The 20,048-nt window shown below is 67.7% G+C and carries 25 protein-coding genes; 16 read left to right on the forward strand and 9 right to left on the reverse strand.

Annotated elements, in window-relative coordinates:
• Positions 1-106 precede the first annotated feature (106 nt).
• A complete protein-coding gene (locus LT972_RS09830; RefSeq protein WP_232569945.1) occupies positions 107-1,426 on the reverse strand; it encodes an ABC transporter substrate-binding protein in 1,320 nt (439 codons plus the stop codon).
• Positions 1,427-1,549: 123 nt separating this feature from the next.
• Here LT972_RS09830 and LT972_RS09835 point away from each other — a divergent pair, with 123 nt between their 5' ends.
• Complete coding sequence (locus LT972_RS09835) at positions 1,550-2,941, forward strand: phosphoribosylamine--glycine ligase (protein WP_232569947.1); 1,392 nt, start codon at positions 1,550-1,552, stop codon at positions 2,939-2,941.
• Between the two features lie 18 nt (positions 2,942-2,959).
• On the opposite strand, the gene LT972_RS09840 is transcribed toward LT972_RS09835, so the two are convergent.
• Together LT972_RS09840 and mvaD are read right to left on the reverse strand one after the other, a co-directional pair.
• On the reverse strand, positions 2,960-4,114 hold the full coding sequence (locus LT972_RS09840; protein ID WP_232569948.1) for an NAD(P)/FAD-dependent oxidoreductase: 1,155 nt from the start codon (positions 4,112-4,114) through the stop codon (positions 2,960-2,962).
• 48 nt (positions 4,115-4,162) lie between these two features.
• A complete protein-coding gene (mvaD, locus tag LT972_RS09845; protein WP_232569958.1) occupies positions 4,163-5,137 on the reverse strand; it encodes a phosphomevalonate decarboxylase MvaD in 975 nt (324 codons plus the stop codon).
• Positions 5,138-5,380: 243 nt separating this feature from the next.
• Here mvaD and nth point away from each other — a divergent pair, with 243 nt between their 5' ends.
• Both nth and LT972_RS09855 read left to right on the forward strand, forming a co-directional pair.
• A complete protein-coding gene (nth, locus tag LT972_RS09850) occupies positions 5,381-6,064 on the forward strand; it encodes an endonuclease III (protein ID WP_232569960.1) in 684 nt (227 codons plus the stop codon).
• A gap of 136 nt (positions 6,065-6,200) precedes the next feature.
• Positions 6,201-6,875, forward strand: a complete 675-nt coding sequence (locus LT972_RS09855; RefSeq protein WP_232569966.1) for an ArsR/SmtB family transcription factor — start codon at positions 6,201-6,203, stop codon at positions 6,873-6,875.
• On the opposite strand, the gene LT972_RS09860 is transcribed toward LT972_RS09855, so the two are convergent.
• Positions 6,872-7,360, reverse strand: a complete 489-nt coding sequence (locus tag LT972_RS09860; protein ID WP_232569968.1) for a DUF7321 family protein — start codon at positions 7,358-7,360, stop codon at positions 6,872-6,874. The two genes, LT972_RS09855 and LT972_RS09860, sit on opposite strands and share 4 nt — an antisense overlap.
• Positions 7,361-7,489: 129 nt before the next feature.
• On the opposite strand from LT972_RS09860, the gene LT972_RS09865 reads away from it, so the two are divergent.
• From LT972_RS09865 to LT972_RS09910, 10 genes are all read left to right on the forward strand, one after another.
• The gene (locus LT972_RS09865; protein WP_232569970.1) at positions 7,490-8,029 is read left to right on the forward strand and encodes an NUDIX hydrolase; all 540 of its coding nucleotides are present in this window, start codon (positions 7,490-7,492) and stop codon (positions 8,027-8,029) included.
• A gap of 58 nt (positions 8,030-8,087) precedes the next feature.
• Positions 8,088-8,519 carry a hypothetical protein gene (locus tag LT972_RS09870; protein WP_232569972.1) on the forward strand — a complete coding sequence of 144 codons (432 nt, stop codon included), beginning with the start codon at positions 8,088-8,090 and terminating at the stop codon, positions 8,517-8,519.
• A 40-nt stretch (positions 8,520-8,559) separates the two neighbouring features.
• Complete coding sequence (locus LT972_RS09875; protein ID WP_232569975.1) at positions 8,560-9,399, forward strand: DUF7319 domain-containing protein; 840 nt, start codon at positions 8,560-8,562, stop codon at positions 9,397-9,399.
• A 105-nt stretch (positions 9,400-9,504) separates the two neighbouring features.
• A complete protein-coding gene (locus tag LT972_RS09880; RefSeq protein ID WP_232569977.1) occupies positions 9,505-10,173 on the forward strand; it encodes a plastocyanin/azurin family copper-binding protein in 669 nt (222 codons plus the stop codon).
• Complete coding sequence (locus tag LT972_RS09885) at positions 10,174-10,560, forward strand: DUF7318 family protein (RefSeq protein WP_232569979.1); 387 nt, start codon at positions 10,174-10,176, stop codon at positions 10,558-10,560.
• Positions 10,561-10,563: 3 nt separating this feature from the next.
• Positions 10,564-11,406: a Rieske 2Fe-2S domain-containing protein gene (locus LT972_RS09890; RefSeq protein WP_232569981.1), complete on the forward strand. Its 843-nt coding sequence runs from the start codon at positions 10,564-10,566 to the stop codon at positions 11,404-11,406.
• 4 nt (positions 11,407-11,410) lie between these two features.
• Positions 11,411-12,226 carry a cytochrome b gene (locus tag LT972_RS09895; protein ID WP_232569982.1) on the forward strand — a complete coding sequence of 272 codons (816 nt, stop codon included), beginning with the start codon at positions 11,411-11,413 and terminating at the stop codon, positions 12,224-12,226.
• Between the two features lie 2 nt (positions 12,227-12,228).
• Entirely contained in the window at positions 12,229-12,993 is a 765-nt protein-coding gene (locus tag LT972_RS09900; RefSeq protein WP_232569984.1) for a cytochrome b family protein, read from the forward strand.
• A 98-nt stretch (positions 12,994-13,091) separates the two neighbouring features.
• Complete coding sequence (locus tag LT972_RS09905; protein ID WP_232569985.1) at positions 13,092-13,385, forward strand: DUF7315 family membrane protein; 294 nt, start codon at positions 13,092-13,094, stop codon at positions 13,383-13,385.
• Positions 13,378-13,638 carry a DUF7314 family protein gene (locus LT972_RS09910; RefSeq protein WP_232569987.1) on the forward strand — a complete coding sequence of 87 codons (261 nt, stop codon included), beginning with the start codon at positions 13,378-13,380 and terminating at the stop codon, positions 13,636-13,638. Before LT972_RS09905 ends, LT972_RS09910 begins: the two co-directional genes overlap by 8 nt.
• A 364-nt stretch (positions 13,639-14,002) precedes the next feature.
• Here LT972_RS09910 and LT972_RS09915 read toward each other — a convergent pair whose 3' ends face one another.
• The 4 genes from LT972_RS09915 to LT972_RS09930 all read right to left on the reverse strand — a co-directional run bounded on the left by LT972_RS09915 (position 14,003) and on the right by LT972_RS09930 (position 16,900).
• The gene (locus LT972_RS09915) at positions 14,003-14,443 is read right to left on the reverse strand and encodes a DUF7313 family protein (protein WP_232569988.1); all 441 of its coding nucleotides are present in this window, start codon (positions 14,441-14,443) and stop codon (positions 14,003-14,005) included.
• 44 nt (positions 14,444-14,487) lie between these two features.
• On the reverse strand, positions 14,488-15,195 hold the full coding sequence (locus tag LT972_RS09920; protein ID WP_232569990.1) for an NAD(+)/NADH kinase: 708 nt from the start codon (positions 15,193-15,195) through the stop codon (positions 14,488-14,490).
• Between the two features lie 81 nt (positions 15,196-15,276).
• A complete protein-coding gene (locus LT972_RS09925) occupies positions 15,277-16,578 on the reverse strand; it encodes a M28 family peptidase (RefSeq protein ID WP_232569992.1) in 1,302 nt (433 codons plus the stop codon).
• 64 nt (positions 16,579-16,642) lie between these two features.
• On the reverse strand, positions 16,643-16,900 hold the full coding sequence (locus LT972_RS09930; protein WP_232569994.1) for an MTH865 family protein: 258 nt from the start codon (positions 16,898-16,900) through the stop codon (positions 16,643-16,645).
• Between the two features lie 133 nt (positions 16,901-17,033).
• Between LT972_RS09930 and LT972_RS09935 the strand changes: the two genes are divergently transcribed.
• Together LT972_RS09935 and LT972_RS09940 are read left to right on the forward strand one after the other, a co-directional pair.
• Positions 17,034-18,086, forward strand: coding sequence for a M42 family metallopeptidase (locus LT972_RS09935; protein ID WP_232569996.1), 1,053 nt, complete (start codon positions 17,034-17,036; stop codon positions 18,084-18,086).
• A gap of 76 nt (positions 18,087-18,162) precedes the next feature.
• Positions 18,163-18,720 (forward strand): plastocyanin/azurin family copper-binding protein, encoded by a 558-nt coding sequence (locus LT972_RS09940; protein WP_232569998.1) that lies wholly within the window; start codon positions 18,163-18,165, stop codon positions 18,718-18,720.
• Between the two features lie 2 nt (positions 18,721-18,722).
• Here LT972_RS09940 and LT972_RS09945 read toward each other — a convergent pair whose 3' ends face one another.
• The gene (locus LT972_RS09945) at positions 18,723-19,214 is read right to left on the reverse strand and encodes an SRPBCC family protein (protein ID WP_232569999.1); all 492 of its coding nucleotides are present in this window, start codon (positions 19,212-19,214) and stop codon (positions 18,723-18,725) included.
• Between the two features lie 100 nt (positions 19,215-19,314).
• On the opposite strand from LT972_RS09945, the gene LT972_RS09950 reads away from it, so the two are divergent.
• The gene (locus LT972_RS09950; RefSeq protein WP_232570000.1) at positions 19,315-20,037 is read left to right on the forward strand and encodes an NAD(P)/FAD-dependent oxidoreductase; all 723 of its coding nucleotides are present in this window, start codon (positions 19,315-19,317) and stop codon (positions 20,035-20,037) included.
• Positions 20,038-20,048: the final 11 nt, after the last annotated feature.

Below are 20,048 nucleotides of genomic sequence, written 5' to 3' on the forward strand. Positions count from 1 at the left end.
ACCTCTCGGGGTAAAACACGAGACGGGCGTTCGCACGGCGAGAGAACCGACGGCGCATCCGCTACGGCGCCGGTGCGCGTCGAAAGAAAAGCGGTGAGTCGTGACCTCAGGCGGAGAACGCGAGCTCGTCGATGGTGCGGATGCCGCCGCCGGCCTCGAAGCCGAAGTACTCGTAGGTCGCGGCCTTCAGGTCGCCGTTCGTGTCGAAGTCGACCGCGCTGGACGCGCCCTTGTACTGAATTTCCGTGCCTTCGGCGGCCATCTGGAGGCCCTCGGCGAGCGTGTCCGGCAGCACTTCCTCGCCGCCGGGGTTCGCCACCGCCTGCATCTGCTGGGCGATGGCCTGGCCGTTGTTCTCGCCGGCCGCGGCGTTCGCGAGCAGGCAGACCGCGGTGGCGTCGAACGCCTGCGCGGTGAACACGCCGGGTTCGCTGCCGAACTCGGCCTGGAACTGCTCGTCGAAGAACTCGCGGCCCGGACCGGCCGCCAGCGGCGCGGTCCCGGTGACGTTCTCCATCGGGTTCCCCACGTCGCTCGGGAGACTCGCGGAGCGCAGGCCGTCGGTCACGAGCACCGGCACGTCGGTGTCGAAGTCCGAGTAGAAGTTCCGGAACAGCTGCTTGCCGGACTCGGGGTAGCCGACGACGACGATGACGTCGGGGTTGTCGTTGAACGCCTGCGAGAGCCGCGAGGTGTACGAGGACTGGGCCTTCTGGAAGGACACCTGCTGGTAGACCTGCCCGTCGAGGTCCTGGAACGCGGACGCGAAACTCTCGGAGAGCAACTGCCCGTAGGAGTTGTTCACGTACATCGTCGCGGCCGTGGACGCGCCGAGGCGCTCGGTCGCGACCTGCGCGAGGACTTCTCCCTGCAGGGCGTCAGTCGGCGGCGTCCGGTAGATGAGGCCGTTGTCGTTCAGGTCGGTGATGGCGGGCGACGTGCTCGCCGGGGAACAGCCGACCATCCCCGAGGGGATGAAGACGTTCTCGGCCACCGCCATGGTGACTTCCGAGGACGCCGCACCCGTGACCGCGGGATAGCCGCCGTTGCGCAGCGACTGCGCGGCGGACTGTGCCGCGTTCGCGTCGGTCTGCGTGTCCTGGATGTTGAAGTCGAGTTCGAAGTCCGTCTCGCCTTCGAGGACGATGCGGGGCAGTTCGGCGCCGTTCTTGATGGGGACGCCGAGGTCCGCGAGGCCACCGGTCGTCGGCAGCAGGATGCCCTGCTTGAGCGTTCGGGCGGTACTCCCACCGCCGCCGCCGGACGTCGTGGTCGTCGTGTCGTCGCCACCACCACCGCCGCCGCCGGATGTCGTAGTCGTCTCGTCACCGTCTCCCCCACCGCCACCGGTACAGCCAGCGAGGCCGACGACGCTCGCTGCGCCGACTCCGCGAATGACGTCACGCCGGTTGATTCGTTGTGACATACCACGACGTAGAGTGGAATCATATAAAGTCGTTCCGCCTGTGACACGCTTTGGCACGTACCTGCGTCGCGGCGGCGTGCCGGCGGCACGCAGGCTTTTGAGGAGCGTCCGCGTAGGAACTGTATGGAAACCAAACAGTTCCTGTTCGTGTCGGCGGACGCCGCGCTCATCGCGGACGTCGCGCGGCAAGTCCACGAGGAGGGCCACGACGTGAAGTACTACGTCGAGGCCGAGAGCGACCGCGAGATCGGGGACGGCTTCGTGCCGAAGACCGACAACTGGGAGGCAGAGGTCGACTGGGCGGACGTCGTCGTCTTCGACGACATCTGGGTCGGCGACGACGTTGGCACGGGCGCGCTCGCCGAGGAACTCCGCGAGCAGGGGAAGGCCGTCGTCGGTGGCACCCCGAACACCGACCGACTGGAGGAAGACCGCGGGTACGCGATGGAGATACTGGAGGCCAACGGCGTGAACACCATCGACCACGAGGAGTTCACGGACTTCGAGGCCGGCATCCGGCACGTAGAAGAGCACCCCGGGCCGTACGTCGTGAAACCGCTCGGCGAAGTGCAGAACGTCAAGCGACTCGTCTACGTCGGCGAGGAAGACGACGGCAGCGACGTGGTGGACGTGCTCCGAGCGTACGAGAAGGCGTGGGGCCACCGGATGGAGGGGTTCCAGCTCCAGCGCAAGGTCGAGGGCGTCGAGGTCGCAATCTGTGGGTTCTTCGACGGCGAGCGGTTCGCCGAGCCGGTGAACTTCAACTTCGAACACAAGCGCCTGTTCCCCGGGAACATCGGTCCCTCGACGGGCGAGATGGGGACGAGCGCGTTCTGGGCGCGCCGGAACGAACTGTTCGAGCGCACGCTCGGCCCGCTGGAGGAGTGGCTCGCCGACGAGGGGTACGTCGGGAGCATCGACCTGAACTGCATCGTCAACGACACCGGCGTCCACCCACTGGAGTTCACGCCGCGCTTCGGCTACCCGACGATAACGCTCCAAACCGAGAGCATCGAGTCCTCCGTCGGCGCGTTCTTCCACGACCTCGCGCACGGGAACGACCCCGACTTCGAGGTCCACGACGGCTACCAGGTGGGCGTGCGCGTCGTCCTGCCACCGTTCCCGTTCGACGATCCGAAGACGTACGACGAGAACTCGCGGAACGCCGCCATCGTGTTCGACAGCGACGGCGGCGACGGCGGGACGACGCCGCCCGACGGCGTCCACATCGAGGACGCGAAGTGCGTGTCGCTGCGCGACACGAGAACGGCGAGCGGGGAGCCCTGCGACCCGCGAGCGCGCGAACGCGGCCAGTGGCGGGCCGCCGGCGAGTCCGGGATGCCACTCGTCGTCACCGGGATGGGAGAGACGATGCAGGAGGCACAACGGCAGGCCTACGAGCGCGTCAGCGACGTTCGCATCCCGAATCTCTACTACCGGGACGACATCGGCGACCGGTGGGTGGCGGGCGACGGCGACCGTCTGCACGCGTGGGGCTACCTCGGGCCGGCCTGAGGCGGGACCACCGAGCAGTCAGTCGCCGTGGCGCTCGAAATCGAACTCCTCTCTGACGAGGCCGACGGCGTTCCGGATGTCGCCCGCGGCGGCGAGATAACTCGCGCCGACGCCCGTCTTCACGGCTTTCGCGGCGCGCCCGCGGAACACGCTCGGGCCGACCTGCGCGACGGCGCCGTCGCCGACGCTCACCAGCCACCCCGGCGAGTCGAACGTGTACCGCTCCAGTCGCGGCCGGAAGCCGTCGTCCACGTCGCGCTGGTCGTCGACGAGGCGCTCGACGTTCCGCGCCGCCACCTTCGCCTCGCGGACGGCGGCCGCCGCGCTCGCCGGCACCGCCGCGCCCTCGGCGTCCACCACGCGCGCGACGTCGCCGACAGCGACCGTGTGGTCGTCCAGCGTGAGGTCTGCGCGCACGTCGGCGCGCTCCCCCGCGAGCGCGTCCGGACCGCGGATGCCGCCCGTCCACACGAACGTCTCGTAGGGAATCACTCCGCTCTCGGTTTCGACTGCTTCCTCGGTGGCCTGCTCGACGGTCACGCCCGTCCTGACGTCCACGCCCTCGGCGTCCAGTTCCTCGCGCACGGCGTCCTGGAACTTCGCCGGAAACGACGGCGCCACGTCGTCCATCTGCTCGACGAGGACGACGTCAACGTCGTCGTCGGCGTGTTCCTCGCGTGCGAACGCCGCGAGTTCGCCCGCGACCTGCACGCCCGAGAGCCCGGCGCCACCGACCACGACGGTGCCGCCGCCGGCGCGGACGGTGTCGAGAAACGACTCGCGGATGCGGCGTGCGTCGGGCAGTCGCTTGAGCGGAATCGAGTGTTCCTCGACGCCCGGCAGGTCGTAGTACGCCGTCTCGGCACCGAGACAGACCGCCGCCACGTCGTACGCCATCTCCTCGCCGTCCGCGAACTCGACGACGCGTCGGTCGCGGTCGACAGACGCGACGGTCGCGTGTCTCACGCGCGCCCGGTCGAAGATGTCGTCAAGGGACACGACGATGTCGTCCTCGAAGCTCGGCCTGCGGACCGCGCGGTGGAGTTCGTGCTGGACGAGGTGGCTGCCGGTGTCGTCCACGACCACGAGGTCCACGTCGGAGGGAAGGCGGCGCTCCAGTCGGTCGGCCAACACCACGCCCGCGTAGCCCGCGCCGAGTACGGCGACTCGCATGGCCTCGAATACGGGCGCCGCCCGGAAAACCGTACGCCTACCGGCGGCTCAGAAGAGCGCTTCGTCGTCCACGAGGTGGGCGGGTCCGCCGACCTCCCAGACCTCGGTGTCGACGCCGCAGTCCGCGATGGTCGCCTCGACCTCGTCGGCGTGTTCGGCGCGCGTGTTCACGTAGACTGTCGCGCCGGTGTCCGTCGAGAAGTACGCGGGCACGCCGTCCTCGCGCAGGTCGCGCACCGCGTCGAAGATTTCGATGGTGTCCGGCTTCCAGTACACCCAGCCGGCGGGTCCCGTCATCGTCGTCGCCGCGAGCGACAGCGAGTCGTGTTCGGCCGTCTCGAACGCGCGGTCGAAGTCGCCCTCGCGGAGCGCGTCTTTCATCTCCGCGAGCTGGTCGTGGATGTGCGCCAGCCGCGCCTCGAACATGTGGCTGTCCGCGGCCTCCTCGTGGGCGGCCTCGGTCTCCTTGTACGCCGGCACTTTACCGATGACGATGCGGAGGTCGTCGGCCATCTCGTCGTCCACTGGGAGGCGCTCGCTCCGGCAGTCCTCGTCGTTGAGGCCCGCGTAGAGGTCCGAGAAGCCGCCGGTGACGGCGCGCGCCGCCGACGACGACCCGCGGCGCGCGATGGTCGACACCTCGGGGAGCGTCAGGTCGAGGCCCGCGGCCTCGACGGCGGCGAGCGCGGCCGCCGCGAACCCGGAAGAGGAGGAGCCGAGGCCGATGTTCGTCGGGAAGTTGCTCTCGCTGACGAGGCGCGCGCGGTGGTCGAAGCCGGCGCGACGGCGCACCTCGTCGAGGACCATCTGGATGCGCTCGGCGCCGCGGCCGTCGACTTCCTCGCCGTCCACGCGGTAGATGTCCTCGTCGCGGTCCGGGTCGAACTCGACGGTCGTCGTGGTGTTGCTCGGCGCGGTGCAGACGCTGATGGAGTCGTGGTACGGGAGGCGGAGTTCCTCGTCGCGCATCCCGTGGTACTTCACCAGGCCCTGAATCGGGTGCGCTCGCGCGGTCGCTTTCATACCTCGTAGCCGGATTGTCGCGCGCATAAACGTCCCGGAAGCCGGCCAGCAGCGACGGCTGGTGGCCGACTCGCAGTGGTTGTGGGCTGACAGGCGACACTCGCTTCCGGTGAGACGGCGTGTCGCGCTCCCGCTGACGCCCCACCGCGACGGTCAGGTCACGGCGGCAGATGGTGCCGGACTGGTATTTGAACGTTCGCCCGCTTCCGTTACAGCGAAGGCGCGGCCGTCCGAGGGCCGCGTATGGGAACGATGCTGGAGACGCGGGAGGCGCAAGTCGAGGCGGTCATCGACCGACTCAGCGAGGAGTACCCGGAGCCCGAAATCTCCCTGAACTTCTCGAACCGCCTCGAACTCCTGATTGCGGTCATCCTCTCCGCGCAGTGTACCGACGAGCGCGTGAACAAGGAGACGGCCCACCTCTTCGAGAAGTACGAGACGGCCGAGGACTACGCGAACGCCGACGAGGAGGAACTCGCGGAGGACCTGAACTCCATCACGTACTACAACAGTAAGGCCGGCTACATCAAGAGCGCCGCCACCGCCATCGTCGAGGAACACGACGGCGAGGTGCCGGACACGATGAGCGAACTCACGGACCTCTCGGGCGTCGGCCGGAAGACCGCGAACGTCGTCCTCCAGCACGGCCACGACATCACCGAAGGCATCGTCGTCGACACGCACGTTCAGCGCATCTCGCGGCGCCTCGGCATCACCGAGGAGGAACGTCCGGAAGCCATCGAGGAGGACCTGATGCCGGTCGTCCCCCGCGAGCACTGGAAGCACTACACGCACTGGCTCATCAGCCACGGCCGGGACACCTGCACGGCGCGCAACCCCGACTGCGGGGACTGCGTGCTCGAAGATATCTGTCCGTCCTCCAAGGAAGACCACGACGTCGACCTCGCGGACGGCAGCGAGTGGTAGCCCCGGCGAACTCGATGCGGGAAACCGCGGGACTGCGGCGGCGATAAGCCGTGATTTGTGCCCCGTTTGCACGGGCTCAAATCGGGGTTTTAGTTTTGAGAGATGCTTTGAAGGTGGAACGTGTACGTTCGCGTAGATGCCAGCGAATCGTCTCATACCCGGGCGCTCCACCGCGGAGCGAGGGGACGGGTCAAACGTCGTCGGCATTCGGGAGGAGGCCGCCGACGAGGTGTTCGAAGCGCTGTCCTCCCGGACCGCGCGCGAGATTCTCGCGGCGCTCTACGAGGAGCCCGACACCGCGTCCAGCGTCGCCGACACCGTCGACACGTCGCTCCAGAACGCGAGTTACCACATCGAGAAACTCGTGGACGCCGGTCTCGTGGAGGTCGCGGACACGTGGTACTCCGAGCAGGGTCGTGAGATGAAGGTGTACGCGCCCGCGAGCGAGTCGCTCGTCGTGTTCGCGTCCGACGAAGCGTCGAAGCCGTCGCTGAAGGACCGACTGCTCCGCATCCTCGGCGCGTTCGGCGTGCTCGGTATCGCGAGCGTCGTCGTCCAGCGCCTGTTCGGGCAGTCGGGCGCGGGCGGCGGCGACGATTCGCAGTACGCGATATCGGGCGGGGACGCCGCTGACGAGACGGTCACGACGGCGGAGAGCCAGGTCGGCGTGATGGGGCAGGAACAAGTCGAGACGACGGCGACCGTCGCGGACGCCGCGGCACAGGGTATTCCGCCGGGCCTCGTGTTCTTCGCGGGGGGCCTGCTCGTGTTGACGCTCGCGCTCACGTACGTCTGGTACCGGGACCGCTAAACCGGGAGCGAGGGGTACTTCAGGACGAATCGAATCACGCCGAGCACCCACGCGGCGAGCCAGCAGACGACGTAGCCGATGACGCCTGCGCGGAGGCGGAGGCGCCACGCGCCCATGTTCTCGTGTATCTCGTCGAGGTCCACGTCTCGGTCCGGTTCGTGGTAGAGGTTGTACTCGCGTTTCGCGCGCAGGATGGGGACGATACCGGTGAGCGCGAACGCGAGGAAGGCGTACGCCTGCACCCCGAAGAAGGCGTGCATGACGGCGAACCCGCCGAGTTGGTCGAACAGCCGCGGGAGCATCCAGAAGAGGACGGGGACGGTCGTGAGCGCGAGGCCCGCGAAGATGTACGAGAGGTGGTGGCGCAGGTCGCCCCACGTCACCGGCTCCGCCTCGATGATAATCCACGCTCCGTAGAGGTAGAGCGGGAAACTCGCGGTGACCATCGCCGCGGCGACGCTCGCGACGACCACGTCCTCGACCATGTCGGAGTGTTCGAGCGAGGCGACAAAACGGGTTCGACTCGGGCGCGCCCGACCGAATCGGGCGGACGGCGTCACGTGTACAACCGTTACGTAGCAACGTTTTTCGACCGTGTCTAGGTACTCTACGACATGGCCTCGTTCGACGCCATCGACTCCGTCGCGGTCGAACCCGACTACTGTCACCGCTGTGGCGCCGCCGTCGACGCTCGGGAGTACGAGGGCCGAACCCACCCGTGGTGTCCGGACTGCGACGTCCTGTTCTCCCAGTGCCCGATTCCCGGTGGCCACGTCGTCGTCCGCGACGACGACTCGGTGCTCGTGCTGGACGAACCCATCCCGCAACACGAGGGCGTCCTGAGCCTCCCCGGCGGGCACGCCAAGCCCGCAGAGCGACCCCGCGAGTCGGTCGTCCGAGAACTCGAGGAGGAGACCGGCCTCACAGCCGACCCCGAAGACCTCGAGTTCCTCACCGTGGTACACTCCGAACACCCGGACGTCGCGTTCTACCTGCTGACGTACGCGGTGGAGCGCTCGCGCGTCGACGGCGACCTCGAACCGGAGTTCGAGGACGGCGACGCGTACTTCGCGCCGGTCGCCGAACTGCGCGCGAACCCCGACCGCATCCGAGACTCCGACCTCGACCGCATCGAACTCGCGTTCGGCGAGTGACGACCGGCGCGTCGGACCGCACACAAGAGGTTTACCGAGGGCGCGTGCAGTTCCGTTCATGTCCCCGAAACGAGTGGTCGCGGTCGCCCTCCTCGTCGCCGTCGCGGGCTGTACGGGCCTCGGCGGGAGCGACACCACGACTACCGTCGACGAGACGACGGTCGAGACGACCGGCACGACCGACGCCACGACCGAACCGCACACCGCGGTCGGCACCTCGCACATCGACCGCCACCTCTCCGTTCGCGCGTCCTACGGCGCGGGTAACGTCACGGTCACGCTCGCACCGGACGGCGACACCGAGACGTACGTCGTCGAGGAGGGCGACCGGCTCTCGCTCACGCGCGAGATTCACGACCGCGGACACGGCGTCCCGGTCGTCGTGGAACGCGGCGGCGAAGTCGTGTTCAACGCGACCGTCGAAGATTACGAGTACTACGAGGTCGTCGTGGACGAGAACGACACCCGCGTCTCGTCGGCGATGGTGTAGGTCGGAAGCGTTTACCCGCTCCGCGCGCAACTTCGAGGTGATGACTGACTCCAGCGCCGGCGAGGGCGAGTCGCCCGCGCCGGACGAGGGGGCGGCGCCCGACGACCTCGCGGAGCGCGTCGACGAGGAGTACGACTTCGAGGAGTTCGGGCCGCGGGAGATGTCGGAGATGTCCGTCGAGGAGTGGGAGGCCGCGTTCGACCCGGACACGTGGATTACGGGCGACGAACTGCTCGACCGCGTGGAAAACGACCTCCGCCATCGCGTCGCCACCCGTGACGTGTTCGCCGTCGTCGAGCGCGACAGCATCGAGGGCGAACCGGTCGTCCTCGCGTACTCCGACGAGGGGTACGCCGTCGTCTACGGCGACGGCACCGTCGAAGGCCGCGGCACCGTCCTGCGGGACGTGAAGCCGACGGTCGCGCTCTGTTCGATGGACGACTACGACGTGCCGAACGCGCCCGAACACGCGGGGCTCCCCGACCCGCAGGAGGTCCCCGACGGGAGCAGCGGCATCGGCGCGACGCTCCTCCAGTACGTCGGCCTCGCGCAGATTGTCGCCGGCGTCCTGCTGTTCCTGTCGCCGTTCACGTACGACCCGCTCGTGCGGACGTGCCCGCAGGTCGCCGGGTCGACCGCGCGCAGTTGCACGGTGGCCGGGACGACGCTGCAACTCCACCCGCTCGGCAACTCCGCGGTCATCGCGGCCGTCGCCGGGCTCGGGTTCGCGCTGTTCGGCGTTTTCATGCTGTTGATCGTCGCGAACGCCCGTCTCTCGGACCGTTTCCGGTCCGAGGAGTTCCGGGAGCGACTGCGAGCAGCGGGCCTCGGCGACGGCGAACGACCCGAGTTCGTCCCCGAGACCGACGGCGAAGAGTAACCCCGCGAAACGCCGCACAACGGCACGTAGAACCCGAATACGTGAGGTATCTCGCCGCGCTCCCATCGGTGGGTTTATGCGGGAGCCATCCTGATTCCTGAATGTATGAAGAGGCGGGACTTTCTGAAGATTGCGACCGGTTCGGCCGGCGGTGCCGCGGCCATCGGAGCGGCCGGTGCGCAGTCGTCGACGTCCGCGTCCGCCGCCCTGCAGGAGGAAGGTAACAACACGACCACCACCTCCGGCAACGGCACGACGGGCAACGAGACGACTACCTCCGGTGGCGGCGGTGGCGGCACAGCCCAGACGAAGACCGTCGAAGTCGGTCCGAACGGTCAGAACGTGTTCGCCCCGGAGACGGTGTACGTGAAGCCGGGCGACACCGTCAAGTGGGTCTGGAAGGGCTCGGTCGGGCACAACGTCCACGCGCAAAGCGTTCCCGAGGGCGCCGACTGGGACGTCCAGACGGAAATCACGTCTGCACCCTTCGAGTACGAGTACACGTTCGACGGGCCGACCGGCGAGTACAACTACGTCTGTGACCCGCACGCCAGCGTCGGCATGGAGGGCACCGTCGTCGTCAACGAGACCGGGCAGGCGCCCGGTGGCGAGGGCGGCGAAGCGGAACTCCACCCCCACGAGATGGGCGTGCCGTTCCAGGCGCACTTCGTGGGCATCGCGACCATCCTCATGATGATCGTGACGCTCGTGTACTCGTTCTTCGTCCTGAAGTACGGCGAATCACAGCACGCTAGCGCCCCCAACAAGGAATAAATGTCCTCGAAAGGTTCCAACTACGGCGACATCCACCGGTACGAGCCAGCGCGCGAGAGCACGGCAGCGACGATTGCAATCGTCCTGCTGACGCTCATCGAAGTCGTGTTGGTCGCACTGTTCGCGTGGGGGCTCATCTCGGGCCTCGGCACGGACCCAGTCGGGAACATGTACCTCGGGTTCCTGCTGGCGGCCATCTTCATCGACCTCTCGTTCATCCTGTTGCTGTACCGGAAGGAGTTCCTGCCGGACGTGATGATCGTCAAGAAGCGCCGCCGGAAGTGGGAGGACCTCTACGTCCGCGAGGACGAGGTTGACGGCGTCGACACGTTCGGTGACACGGTCGAACAGTTCAAGAAAGCAGTCTACCCCTACTACAAGAAGTAACCAATGAGTGACAAGTACCCAGAAGATTCGGGGCGCCGTCGCTTCGTGAAAGGCGTCGTCGGCAGTGCCGCTATGGCCGGCGTCGGTGCCGGCGGCGTCGCCGCCGTCGACACGATCACGAACCGGACGGGGCAGGGCGGTGGGCAGACCACCTACTTCGGCGTGGAGAACACCGCCGGTCCCGCTCCGCGCGCGATGCCGATGGTCCCCATCGAGATCGACGACGAGGGCTTCATCCGCGGCGTCTACCCCGATATTCAGGAAGTCGAACGGCAGGGCGAGACGGTCGAAGTCGCCCGCATGGAACTCGGCGGCGCCACGTACGAAGTCGACTGGTTCCAGTACTGCGGCGTCCAGGAGTACGCGGGCCTCAGTCCGAGTTACGAGGGCGACAACTACTTCCGGTACACGGGCGGTCCGAGTTCCTACGACTGGCAGCCGACCTCCGGTCGCGTCAACATCGCGGACTTCGAGGACTACCAGAGCTGGGAACCCGGCAACGGCGTCGGCGACGCAGACGTCGGGAAAGGCGGGATGGCGTCGTGGCGCTCCCAGGACGTCGAGAACGCGATTCCCATCCAGCTCATCCGGAGTCAGCGACTCGAAGAGAAGATTCAGAGCGGCGACGGCGACGACGCGGCACTCCAGTGGCTCGAAGCCGCGACGCAGGACGGCATGATGGCCGTTCTGAACAAGTGTACGCACTTCTGTTGCGTGCCGGGCTTCCGGTCGTCTGGCTACCAGACCGCGGACAACAAGATCTACTGTCCGTGCCACCAGTCCATCTACGACCCGTTCAGCATCGTGAACCGGAGTTTCGTCGCGTTCCCGCGGCCGGAGCAGTGATAGCATGAGTGTCGAACGAAAAGACGAACACGACCACGAGAGTTGGATCGAAGAGAAGGACCTGACGCCGATAGAGTCGACGTTCCTCACGGTGCTGGTCTGGCTGGACAAACGCATCCGCATCGTCGACTACCTAGAGCTCCTGGAGAGCCTCTACTATCGCGTCAACCTCCAGATGCCGAAGAGCCACACGGAACAGTACAACCTCGACAACAAGTTCTGGTACTGGTATCCGCTGTACTCGCTCGGGTTCTTCTCGACGCTCGCCTACCTCGTCGCGGCGATATCGGGAGCGCTGCTCGGCTTCTACTACTCGCCGTCGAACGCCGCCGCCGCGGCGTCCAGCATCGAAGGGGCGACCGTCGCGTACAGCAGCGTGGCGTCCATCATGACGGAGTTGAACTTCGGGTTCATGCTCCGATCGGTCCACCGGTGGGCCGCGCAGGTGATGACCGCCGCCGTGTTCCTGCACATGCTCCGCGTCTACTTCACGGGCGCGTACAAGGAACCCCGCGAGGTCAACTGGATCATCGGCATCATCCTGCTCAGCCTCACGATGGTGTTCGGGTACACGGGCTACCTGCTGCCGTGGGACCAGTTGGCGTTCTGGGCGGGCCAGATCGGCGTCGAGATGAGCCTCTCGATTCCCCTCATCGGCGAGTGGGTCGCCCAGTTGATGTTCGGCGGCTTCTCGCTCGGACAGGCGACGCTCCAACGAATGTACATCCTGCACGTGTTCCTGCTCCCGTTCGTGGTGACGGCGGTCATCGCCATCCACCTCGGGCTTGTGTGGATGCAGGGCATCGCTGAACCCCACTAACAATGTCAGACAACGAATCCACCGAGGACGAGGCCCGCACCGACGGTACGGGCATCGTCCCGCCAGACGACGAGACCCCGACGTGGCGCGAGCGCAAGGAGCGCACGACGGGGCTCTCCCGGCTGACGTACGAGTACTTCGAGCGCTCCCGCCGCGAGGACCAGGACCTCCGCGAGCAGTCCGACTACGTCGAACGCGACGTCCTCGCGTTCCCGGTGTGGCCCCACGAGCTCATCCGGAACCTCGCGCTCACAAGCTTCTTCGTCGGGATGATTTTCTTCCTGGCGTCGACGCTCCCGCCGCACCTCGGCGCGCCGGCGAACCCGAGTCAGACGCCGAGTATCATCCTGCCCGACTGGTATCTCTACTGGTCGTTCGGCCTGCTGAAGCTCGGCCCGCTGAACCCCGAGCTCGCCATCATCGGCGGCGAGAAGTTGCTCGCCGACCGGACGTACGGCGTGCTCGCCAACGTCGTCATCGTCGGCATCATCGCCATCGTGCCGTTCTTGAACAAGGGAAGCGCGCGCCGCCCCGTCGAACAGCCGTTCTGGGGCGCCGTGGGCGTGATGGGCATCGTGTTCGCGATGTTCATCAGCGCGCTGTCCATCAAGAACCTCACGCCGATTGACCCGCACCTGCTGTTCGACCTGACGTTCCTCGTCCCGCCGATTGCGGGCGCGATGGCGTACGCGATGCTCAAGACGATGCGGGAGGGGTACATGTACGACCTCAACCGCCGGTACTACAAGCTCCGGCCGCCGAAGTAAGCCGGTTCCGCTCCGTTTCGTCTCGTTTCTTCCTGTCTCGCTCGTTCTCGGCCGTGTTTCCGCCGCAGTAAAGTACCGTCCAGCCGTCGTCTTAGGCGATGGGAGACGACACGCGCGGTCGCGACGTCGTCGTGCCCGACCGCCTCTACAAGTCCGTGACGGTGTTCTCGACGCTGTTCGCGGTCGTGACCGTCGTGCTGGGGTTCGTGTCGCTGGACGTGGCGACGAACTCCGGGCGGGCGGCCGCGAGCGAGGTGAGCGTGCCACTCGTCGTGGTCGGCGTCGCGCTCATCGCCGCCGGGGGGGTCGTGTACGCGTTCGCGTCGCGGTTCCGGGCTGACGGAATGGCAAAGGATAAAGACAGCGACGACGAAACCTCAGATAATGGCTGACGAGTTCGCAAAGGGCCTCGGCTTGCTCACGGGCGCGGGCCTCATCTGGATGGTACTCGCGGGCTGGTATCGCACGCCGAGTTTCAGCGGCGCACAGCTCTACGGCGCGATTCCCGACAACCTCACGATGTACGACCAGATCGCCGTGTTGCTGCTGGAGTCGATGTTCTGGCTCGCCATCTTCGGCGCGATTCTGTTCTGGGTCGGCGTGCCGCTCGGCCGCGAAGTGTACGCGCAGTTCAGCGGCGAATAACGGCCGTCTTTCTCTCCCGGTTTCGCTCGTCGAGCAGCGTCGCAGCCGTCCGGGCGCCGCGAGAACTAATCGATGTTCGTTTGGGAGTGAACCGGCTCACGGACTCGGTGCGTCGCTGGCCGTGGAGCGAGTCCCGTGGTCGTTTCTCGTGGCTCGCACGCGACCAGTGGTCGCGTCGCGGTCGGCGGCGGCTTCGACTGAGCGACGGTCTGGTCGGCACAGCGGACTCGAATCGGTCCACGCGCCGCGTGGCCACACTCGACGCTTTGGGGAAGCGCGCGATACTCGCGAGTCGGGATTCGTCACTCGCCGGCGGAAAACGAGCTGCCGAGAAAGGGGGGTCGCGACCGCGGGCGTCGACGCCTCAGATGACCTGCGTCCAGTACGGCTGAATGACGAAGAACAGGCTGAGGAAGGCGACGTAGAGGAACGTGACGGTCGTCGCGAGCAGCGCGCCCTTGGGGCGCTCGATGCCGTGTCCTTCCCGCGCTTCGACTTTCCGGGCTTCGAACTCGAAGATGTCCGTGATGAACGTCCCGAGAACGAGTGTGGACAACACCATGCCGGCGTGGTGGTGGAGCGTGAGGTAGTAGAAACTCAACAACACCATCCCCCAGAGCGTGAACACGTGGAAGGGGTGCCGGGAGAGCGCGTCGGCGCCGTCTTCGGCCTGCCGCTTGTGGGCGCCGTGTGCGACACGCCGGCTGACGAAGTTCAGCAGGACGATTGCCAGGAGCGCCCACTCGATGTACGGCGCGAGCAGCGTGTCGAGGGGCCCGAAGAGCGTGACCGATGGGTCTGCCATGTGCGTTGGTCGGTGTGTCGCGGTATTATGTCTTTTCCAATCGCTCAGTCGGCGCGGTGGCCGGACCGGGAGACGGTGGCGACCGACACGGGGTCGCCCCAGTCGAGGGTGACGGGGTCGTGGGGGGCGAGTGCGCCTCGGCGGCGGCCGTCGACGTAGAGGTCGACCGCGGCCTCGTCGCGGACGACCGTGAGCGACGCGGGCGGCGAGACGACCCAGTTGGTGCGTTCGATACGGAATGGCGCTATCGGGACGACGGCGACGGCGTCGACGTCGGAGTTGACGACGGGGCCGTCCGCGTCCGCGGCGTACCCGCGACTGCCGACGGGGGTGGCGGCGACGACGCCGTCGGCGCGCACGTCGTCGAGTTCGCGGCCGTCGCTTCGCACGCCGAACTCCGAGATGTCGCCGGTCTCGCTGGCGACGAGCGTCGCGTCGGCGAGCGCGCGCGCGTCGACGGATTCGGTCGTCACGGACAGCGTCGGGCGCTCGGTCACGTCGTAGTCGCCGGCGGCGAGCGCGGCGAGCGCGGCGGCGCGGTCGGTGTCGGCGACGCCGCCGTACTCGCGGCCGACGCCGACGGGGAGAATCGGTGCCGTGGCGTCGAACGCGGCGTCCAAGAGCGCGTCCTCGTCGAGCGCCGCGAGGACGTCGGCGTCCGCTGTGTCGTCGACGAGTGGTGTGCCGCCCGCGTCCCGTACCGCGTCCGCGGCGTCGGCGGCGGCCGCGCCGAGCAGACCGACGCGCGTCATCGACGCGACCACCCGAGAGCCGTCTCGTTCATCGGTCGAAAAGCGGTGGGGCACTCGCAAAAAGCCTGCGGGCCGCGGCAGTCAGTACGGCCAGTCGCCGGTAATCTTCATGCCTTCCGCGAGGTCCTCGGCTTCGAGCGCGCTGGCGACGTCGGCTTCGCTGGCGTGCGCGACGGCGAAGTCGTCGCTCGCGAGGCGGACGGCGAGCGCGGTGAGGAGGATTGCTTGCTCGCGGAAGTCCCGCACTTCGAGTTTGTCGAGCGTGTCCGCGTACGTGTGCCCCCACCCGCGGCCGGAGCCGCCGGTCTCGCTGGCGACGTGGTAGCCGGGGACGCCGTACTTGACGTACTCCCAGTGGTCGGAGTGGGGACCCATCTCGGGCGTGACCGAGACCGGGTGGTCGAAGTCGTCGCCGAGGTCGCGGGCGGCGTCGCCGAGCGCGTCGAAGCCGTGGGCGTAGAACTTCAGGGTGCGCCCGCGCGTGACGCCGTCGAAGTTCAGCACGGCGCGAATCTGGTCGCGGGCGCGGCGTTCGGCGTCGTAGGCGGACCCGACGAGGCCGACCTCTTCGGCGCCGAAGCAGACGAAGTGGACCTTGGTGTCGAGTTCGTCGGCGCGGTCGGCGAGCGCGCGAGCGACTTCGACGACCATCGCGGTGCCGGCGCCGTTGTCCATCGCGCCCTCCGCGATGTCGTGGGCGTCGACGTGGCTGGTGACGAGCAGTTCCTCGTCGGTGTCCGGGCCGAGCGTGGCGTGGACGTTCTGACTCGTCGCGTCGTGGACGTCGGCGGTCACGGAGACGGTGAGTTCGTCGCCGTCGTAGCGCCGGGAGAGCCGCGACCCGACCTCGCTGGAGACGCCGACGGCGGGAATCTCGCCGATGGGGTCGTCGCTCGTGCCGACGCTCCCGGTCGGCGGGAGACAGCCCTCGACGTGGTTCTCGTAGAGGAAGCCGGCCGCGCCCTGCTCGACGGCGTGGTAGTACTTCTCGCGTCGGTGGAGGTAGCGGTCGTACCAGTCCGGCACGTCCGACGCGACGAGCACGAGTTTCCCCTCGACGTCGGTCTCCTCGAAGTCCGACGGGAGGCCGTAGCCGAGGTCGACGAGTTCGCCGGTGGCGTCCTCGCTGGGGCTGCGCGGGAGCGCGATGCAGTCCTCGACGCCGTCCGGCGTCTCGACGCCGCTGTCGCCGCGTTCCCAGCCCTGAATGTCGAACTCGTCGAGCCACGCGTCCCCGGTGTATTCGGCGAGCGCGTCGCGAGTGGCTTCCGCGGCCTCACGTTCGCCGTCGCTGCCCGCCATGCGGTTGCGCACGTCCACGAGCGTTTCGAGGTGGGTCCAGCCGGTGTCGCTGGTGAACAGGTCGCCGATCCAGTCGGTCATGGCTGGACGGACACCGACCAGTACGTAAGTCGTTACGGAAGGAGAAGCCCGCGGTGGGTTCGCGTTACAGTTCGCCTTCGTCCTTGAGGCCCGCGATGACGTCGTCCACGAGGGAGTCGACGTCGTCGTACGGGAAGCTGGCGCGACTGGAGAGTTTCGTCGCGAGTTCCATCGCGGTCCAGGACTGGCCGCCGGCCTCGAACGTCGTCGACGGGCCGTTCGGGAGCGCGGGGACGAGCCCCATCTGGTTTTTCACGGGGAAGTCGGCGCCGGAGAACGCTTCTTTCAGTTCGTCTCGGAGTTCGGATTCGACGTCTGCCATGTGGGGAACGTGGACAGGGGGCTTCCAAAAGGGTTCTGGAACCCTCGACACTCGGACGGGAGTTTCTTCGGGGTCGCGCCGGCGGACGGCCGAGACGCGAGATTTTAAGCCGAGCGCGTCCACCCGTTCGCGTATGGCAGTAGACCTCGAACTACTGGGCGAACTGTCCGAGACCAGCGGCGCACCCGGCCACGAGGACCGCATCCGCGACATCGTCCGTGACTCCGTCGAGGACGAAGTGGACGAGATTCGAACCGACGCGATGGGCAACCTTGCGGCGACCGTCGAGGGGAGCCAGAACCCCGAGTTCGAGGTGTTGGTCGCGGCCCACATGGACGAAATCGGGTTCGTGGTGCGCCACATCCACGACGACGGGTTCGTGCAGGTCGACCCGCTGGGCGGCTGGGACCCCCGCATTCTGCGCGCCGAGCGCGCGACCGTCCACACCGACGAGGGCGACCTGCCGGGCGTCATCGGGTCGCCGCCGCCACACACCGACGACAACCCCTACATGCGGGACAAAGACGACGTTCGGGACGTGTTCATCGACGTCGGCCTGCCAGCCGACGAGGTCGAGGACGTGGTGAACGTCGGCGACCGCGTGACGCTCTCGCAGTCCCTCGAACCGGTCGGCGACCTCGTGACGGGGAAGGCAATCGACAACCGCGTGAGCGTCTACGCGCTGTTGAAGGCGGCGAGTCGGACGGTTCCCCGCGTCACCGTCCACTGGGTCGCGACCACCCAGGAGGAGGTCGGCCTGCGCGGCGCGGAAGCCGTCGGCTTCGACATCGACCCGGACCTCGTCCTCAACTTGGACACCACCGTCGCGAACGACATCCCGCAGTTCGTCTACGAGGAGGACTACGTGACGGAACTCGGCGAGGGCGCCGCCATCAAGTTCAAGGACGGCGTCGTCCTCCCGAACCCGAAGGTCACCGACGACCTCGTCGACGTGGCGGAGAATCAGCACATCGACTACCAGCGCGAAGTGTTGACCGCCGGCGGCACCGACACCGGCGCGTTCCAGCGCACGCACGGCGCGACCCCGGTGGGCGCCATTTCGACGCCGACGCGTTACCTCCACACGCCGACCGAGGCCGCCCACGCCCACGACGTCGACCAGGTCGTCGACCTCACCGCGGCGTTCGTGATGAGTCTCGACGGGACCGAGGGCTACACGCTCTGACGCGGGCGCGACGCCGCGTTCTCGCGGTAGCGCGCAAACCAAAGTATTCAGTAGCCGTCGTTCCTTAGCCTCGGCCATGAACTCGGATGCTGACGAACCGGTGTCACGCCGCAGGTTCCTCCGGACGGGCGCGACCGCGGCCGCCGCGGGCGCGGCGCTGACCGGAACCGCCGCCGCACAGGAGGGCGAAGGTGGCGGTTCGAGCGGTCCGAAGGTCGTCGAGGTCGGTGCCAACGGGAACAAGTTCACGCCGGAGACGGTGTACGTCAAGCCCGGTCAGACCGTCAAGTGGGTCTGGCGGGGCCCCGGTCACAACGTTCACGCGACGGACGTGCCGAGCGACGCGGAGTGGAGCGTGAACACCGAAATCACGGGGCCGCCGAAGGAGTACGAGTACACGTTCGACGGGCCGACCGGCGAATACAAGTACGTCTGTGACCCGCACGCCAGCCTCGGCATGGAGGGCACCGTCGTCGTCACGAACAACCCGCCGTCCAACGAGGGATACCAGTCGATTCTCGGCGACTCGGCGAAGACGGCCGCGGTCGCGGCGGTCGGTTCGATGACCTCGGTGCTCGGCATGACGTACTTCTTCATGCGCTACGGCGGCGACTACAGCGAAGGCGACGAGTAGCGCTACTTGGTCTCGACGGTCAGTTCGACCGGCCGGCGTTTCCCTTCTAGGTCCGCGACGACGCGTTCGACGACTCGTCGTCCCTCGTCCACGACCAATCCGACGACGCGCTCTACCACCCAGTCCAGCGAGACGAGCGCTGGCAGGTCGAGGACGCCGCTCGCGCTGTCTGCGTCGTAGGTGACGACGAGCGTCACGCGCGACCCCTCGTCCGTTTCTTCGACGAGCCACTTCCCGCTCGCGCGCAGGTCGCCGAGCACGCGCCACGAAATCTCGTTGGGTTCGTCGGTGTCGGTGACCCGGGAGCGGACCGTGTGCTGGAGTTTCCACCACGCGAACGTCAGGTCGTACTCGGTGCCGGCGCCGCCGTCGCCGCGCTGGCGGACCGACCGGAGGTACTCGGAGTAGTCCGCGTACCCCGGGAAGTCGAGGAGGAACGCGTACGCTTCGGCGGGCGGCACGCGAACGTCGGTGCTGACTTCGACGGTGTCCACGCCCCGAGTTGGGCGCGCTGGAAGAAAGGCATGCCGTCGGCGGCGGCGAGCGCGGCGATCGACCGCGAGGCTTGTATCCCCTCGATTCCAACTCCGAGCCATGACACAGCGAGTCGCCATCGTGGGCGGCGGGCCGGCGGGCCTGACGGCCGCCACGTACACCGCCCGTGCGGGCCTCGAAACGACCGTCTTCGACGCCGACGAACCGATTCTCGCGCGGAACGCGCACCTAGAGAACGTGCCGGGGTTCCCGGCGGGCGTGAACGCGCGGACGTTCCTCGACGCGACCCGCGAGCAGGCCGAGCGCGCGGGCGCCGACTTCGAGGAAGCGTTCGTCGAGCGCGTCGAATCCGCCGACGAGGGATTCCGCGTGGAGACCGCCGAGTCGGGCGCGTTCGACGCGGACTTCGTGGTTGCGGCGTCGTGGCCGGACGTCTCCTACCTCGACGGCTTCGACGTCGAGCGAATCGACCGCGGGTCGAAGACGATGCTGGACGTCGACGAGTTCGGGCGCACCGGCGTCGAGGGCCTGTACGCCGCGGGGCGCATCGCGAGGCAGTACCACCAGGCGGTCGTCGCGGCGGGCCACGGCGCGACGACGGGGCTGACCGTCGTGGAGGACAGCGACGAGCCGTACTACCACGACTGGGTGGCGCCCGACGGCTACTTCTCGGGGCGCGGCCGCGAGGTGCCGCCGGGCTGCGAGGAAATCGAGGAACGCGAGCGCCGGGAGCGCGAGCGCGAGAGCCTCGAACGCCTCGAAGCGCTGTCGCCGGCCGACCCGCCGACCCAGCACCCGAGCGTCGACGGCGACGACGACTGAGCGCGACCCGA

The organism is Halobacterium litoreum, from assembly GCF_021233415.1.
Taxonomy (GTDB): domain Archaea; phylum Halobacteriota; class Halobacteria; order Halobacteriales; family Halobacteriaceae; genus Halobacterium; species Halobacterium litoreum.

Excerpts from the sequence above, each read along its gene's own strand:
- LT972_RS09830 (WP_232569945.1), bottom strand. The coding sequence starts at position 1,426 with ATGTCACAACGAATCAACCGGCGTGACGTCATTCGCGGAGTCGGCGCA.
- LT972_RS09835 (WP_232569947.1), top strand. The coding sequence starts at position 1,550 with ATGGAAACCAAACAGTTCCTGTTCGTGTCGGCGGACGCCGCGCTCATC.
- LT972_RS09840 (WP_232569948.1), bottom strand. The coding sequence starts at position 4,114 with ATGCGAGTCGCCGTACTCGGCGCGGGCTACGCGGGCGTGGTGTTGGCC.
- mvaD (WP_232569958.1), bottom strand. The coding sequence starts at position 5,137 with ATGAAAGCGACCGCGCGAGCGCACCCGATTCAGGGCCTGGTGAAGTAC.
- nth (WP_232569960.1), top strand. The coding sequence starts at position 5,381 with ATGGGAACGATGCTGGAGACGCGGGAGGCGCAAGTCGAGGCGGTCATC.
- LT972_RS09855 (WP_232569966.1), top strand. The coding sequence starts at position 6,201 with ATGCCAGCGAATCGTCTCATACCCGGGCGCTCCACCGCGGAGCGAGGG.
- LT972_RS09860 (WP_232569968.1), bottom strand. The coding sequence starts at position 7,360 with ATGGTCGAGGACGTGGTCGTCGCGAGCGTCGCCGCGGCGATGGTCACC.
- LT972_RS09865 (WP_232569970.1), top strand. The coding sequence starts at position 7,490 with ATGGCCTCGTTCGACGCCATCGACTCCGTCGCGGTCGAACCCGACTAC.
- LT972_RS09870 (WP_232569972.1), top strand. The coding sequence starts at position 8,088 with ATGTCCCCGAAACGAGTGGTCGCGGTCGCCCTCCTCGTCGCCGTCGCG.
- LT972_RS09875 (WP_232569975.1), top strand. The coding sequence starts at position 8,560 with ATGACTGACTCCAGCGCCGGCGAGGGCGAGTCGCCCGCGCCGGACGAG.
- LT972_RS09880 (WP_232569977.1), top strand. The coding sequence starts at position 9,505 with ATGAAGAGGCGGGACTTTCTGAAGATTGCGACCGGTTCGGCCGGCGGT.
- LT972_RS09885 (WP_232569979.1), top strand. The coding sequence starts at position 10,174 with ATGTCCTCGAAAGGTTCCAACTACGGCGACATCCACCGGTACGAGCCA.
- LT972_RS09890 (WP_232569981.1), top strand. The coding sequence starts at position 10,564 with ATGAGTGACAAGTACCCAGAAGATTCGGGGCGCCGTCGCTTCGTGAAA.
- LT972_RS09895 (WP_232569982.1), top strand. The coding sequence starts at position 11,411 with ATGAGTGTCGAACGAAAAGACGAACACGACCACGAGAGTTGGATCGAA.
- LT972_RS09900 (WP_232569984.1), top strand. The coding sequence starts at position 12,229 with ATGTCAGACAACGAATCCACCGAGGACGAGGCCCGCACCGACGGTACG.
- LT972_RS09905 (WP_232569985.1), top strand. The coding sequence starts at position 13,092 with ATGGGAGACGACACGCGCGGTCGCGACGTCGTCGTGCCCGACCGCCTC.
- LT972_RS09910 (WP_232569987.1), top strand. The coding sequence starts at position 13,378 with ATGGCTGACGAGTTCGCAAAGGGCCTCGGCTTGCTCACGGGCGCGGGC.
- LT972_RS09915 (WP_232569988.1), bottom strand. The coding sequence starts at position 14,443 with ATGGCAGACCCATCGGTCACGCTCTTCGGGCCCCTCGACACGCTGCTC.
- LT972_RS09920 (WP_232569990.1), bottom strand. The coding sequence starts at position 15,195 with ATGACGCGCGTCGGTCTGCTCGGCGCGGCCGCCGCCGACGCCGCGGAC.
- LT972_RS09925 (WP_232569992.1), bottom strand. The coding sequence starts at position 16,578 with ATGACCGACTGGATCGGCGACCTGTTCACCAGCGACACCGGCTGGACC.
- LT972_RS09930 (WP_232569994.1), bottom strand. The coding sequence starts at position 16,900 with ATGGCAGACGTCGAATCCGAACTCCGAGACGAACTGAAAGAAGCGTTC.
- LT972_RS09935 (WP_232569996.1), top strand. The coding sequence starts at position 17,034 with ATGGCAGTAGACCTCGAACTACTGGGCGAACTGTCCGAGACCAGCGGC.
- LT972_RS09940 (WP_232569998.1), top strand. The coding sequence starts at position 18,163 with ATGAACTCGGATGCTGACGAACCGGTGTCACGCCGCAGGTTCCTCCGG.
- LT972_RS09950 (WP_232570000.1), top strand. The coding sequence starts at position 19,315 with ATGACACAGCGAGTCGCCATCGTGGGCGGCGGGCCGGCGGGCCTGACG.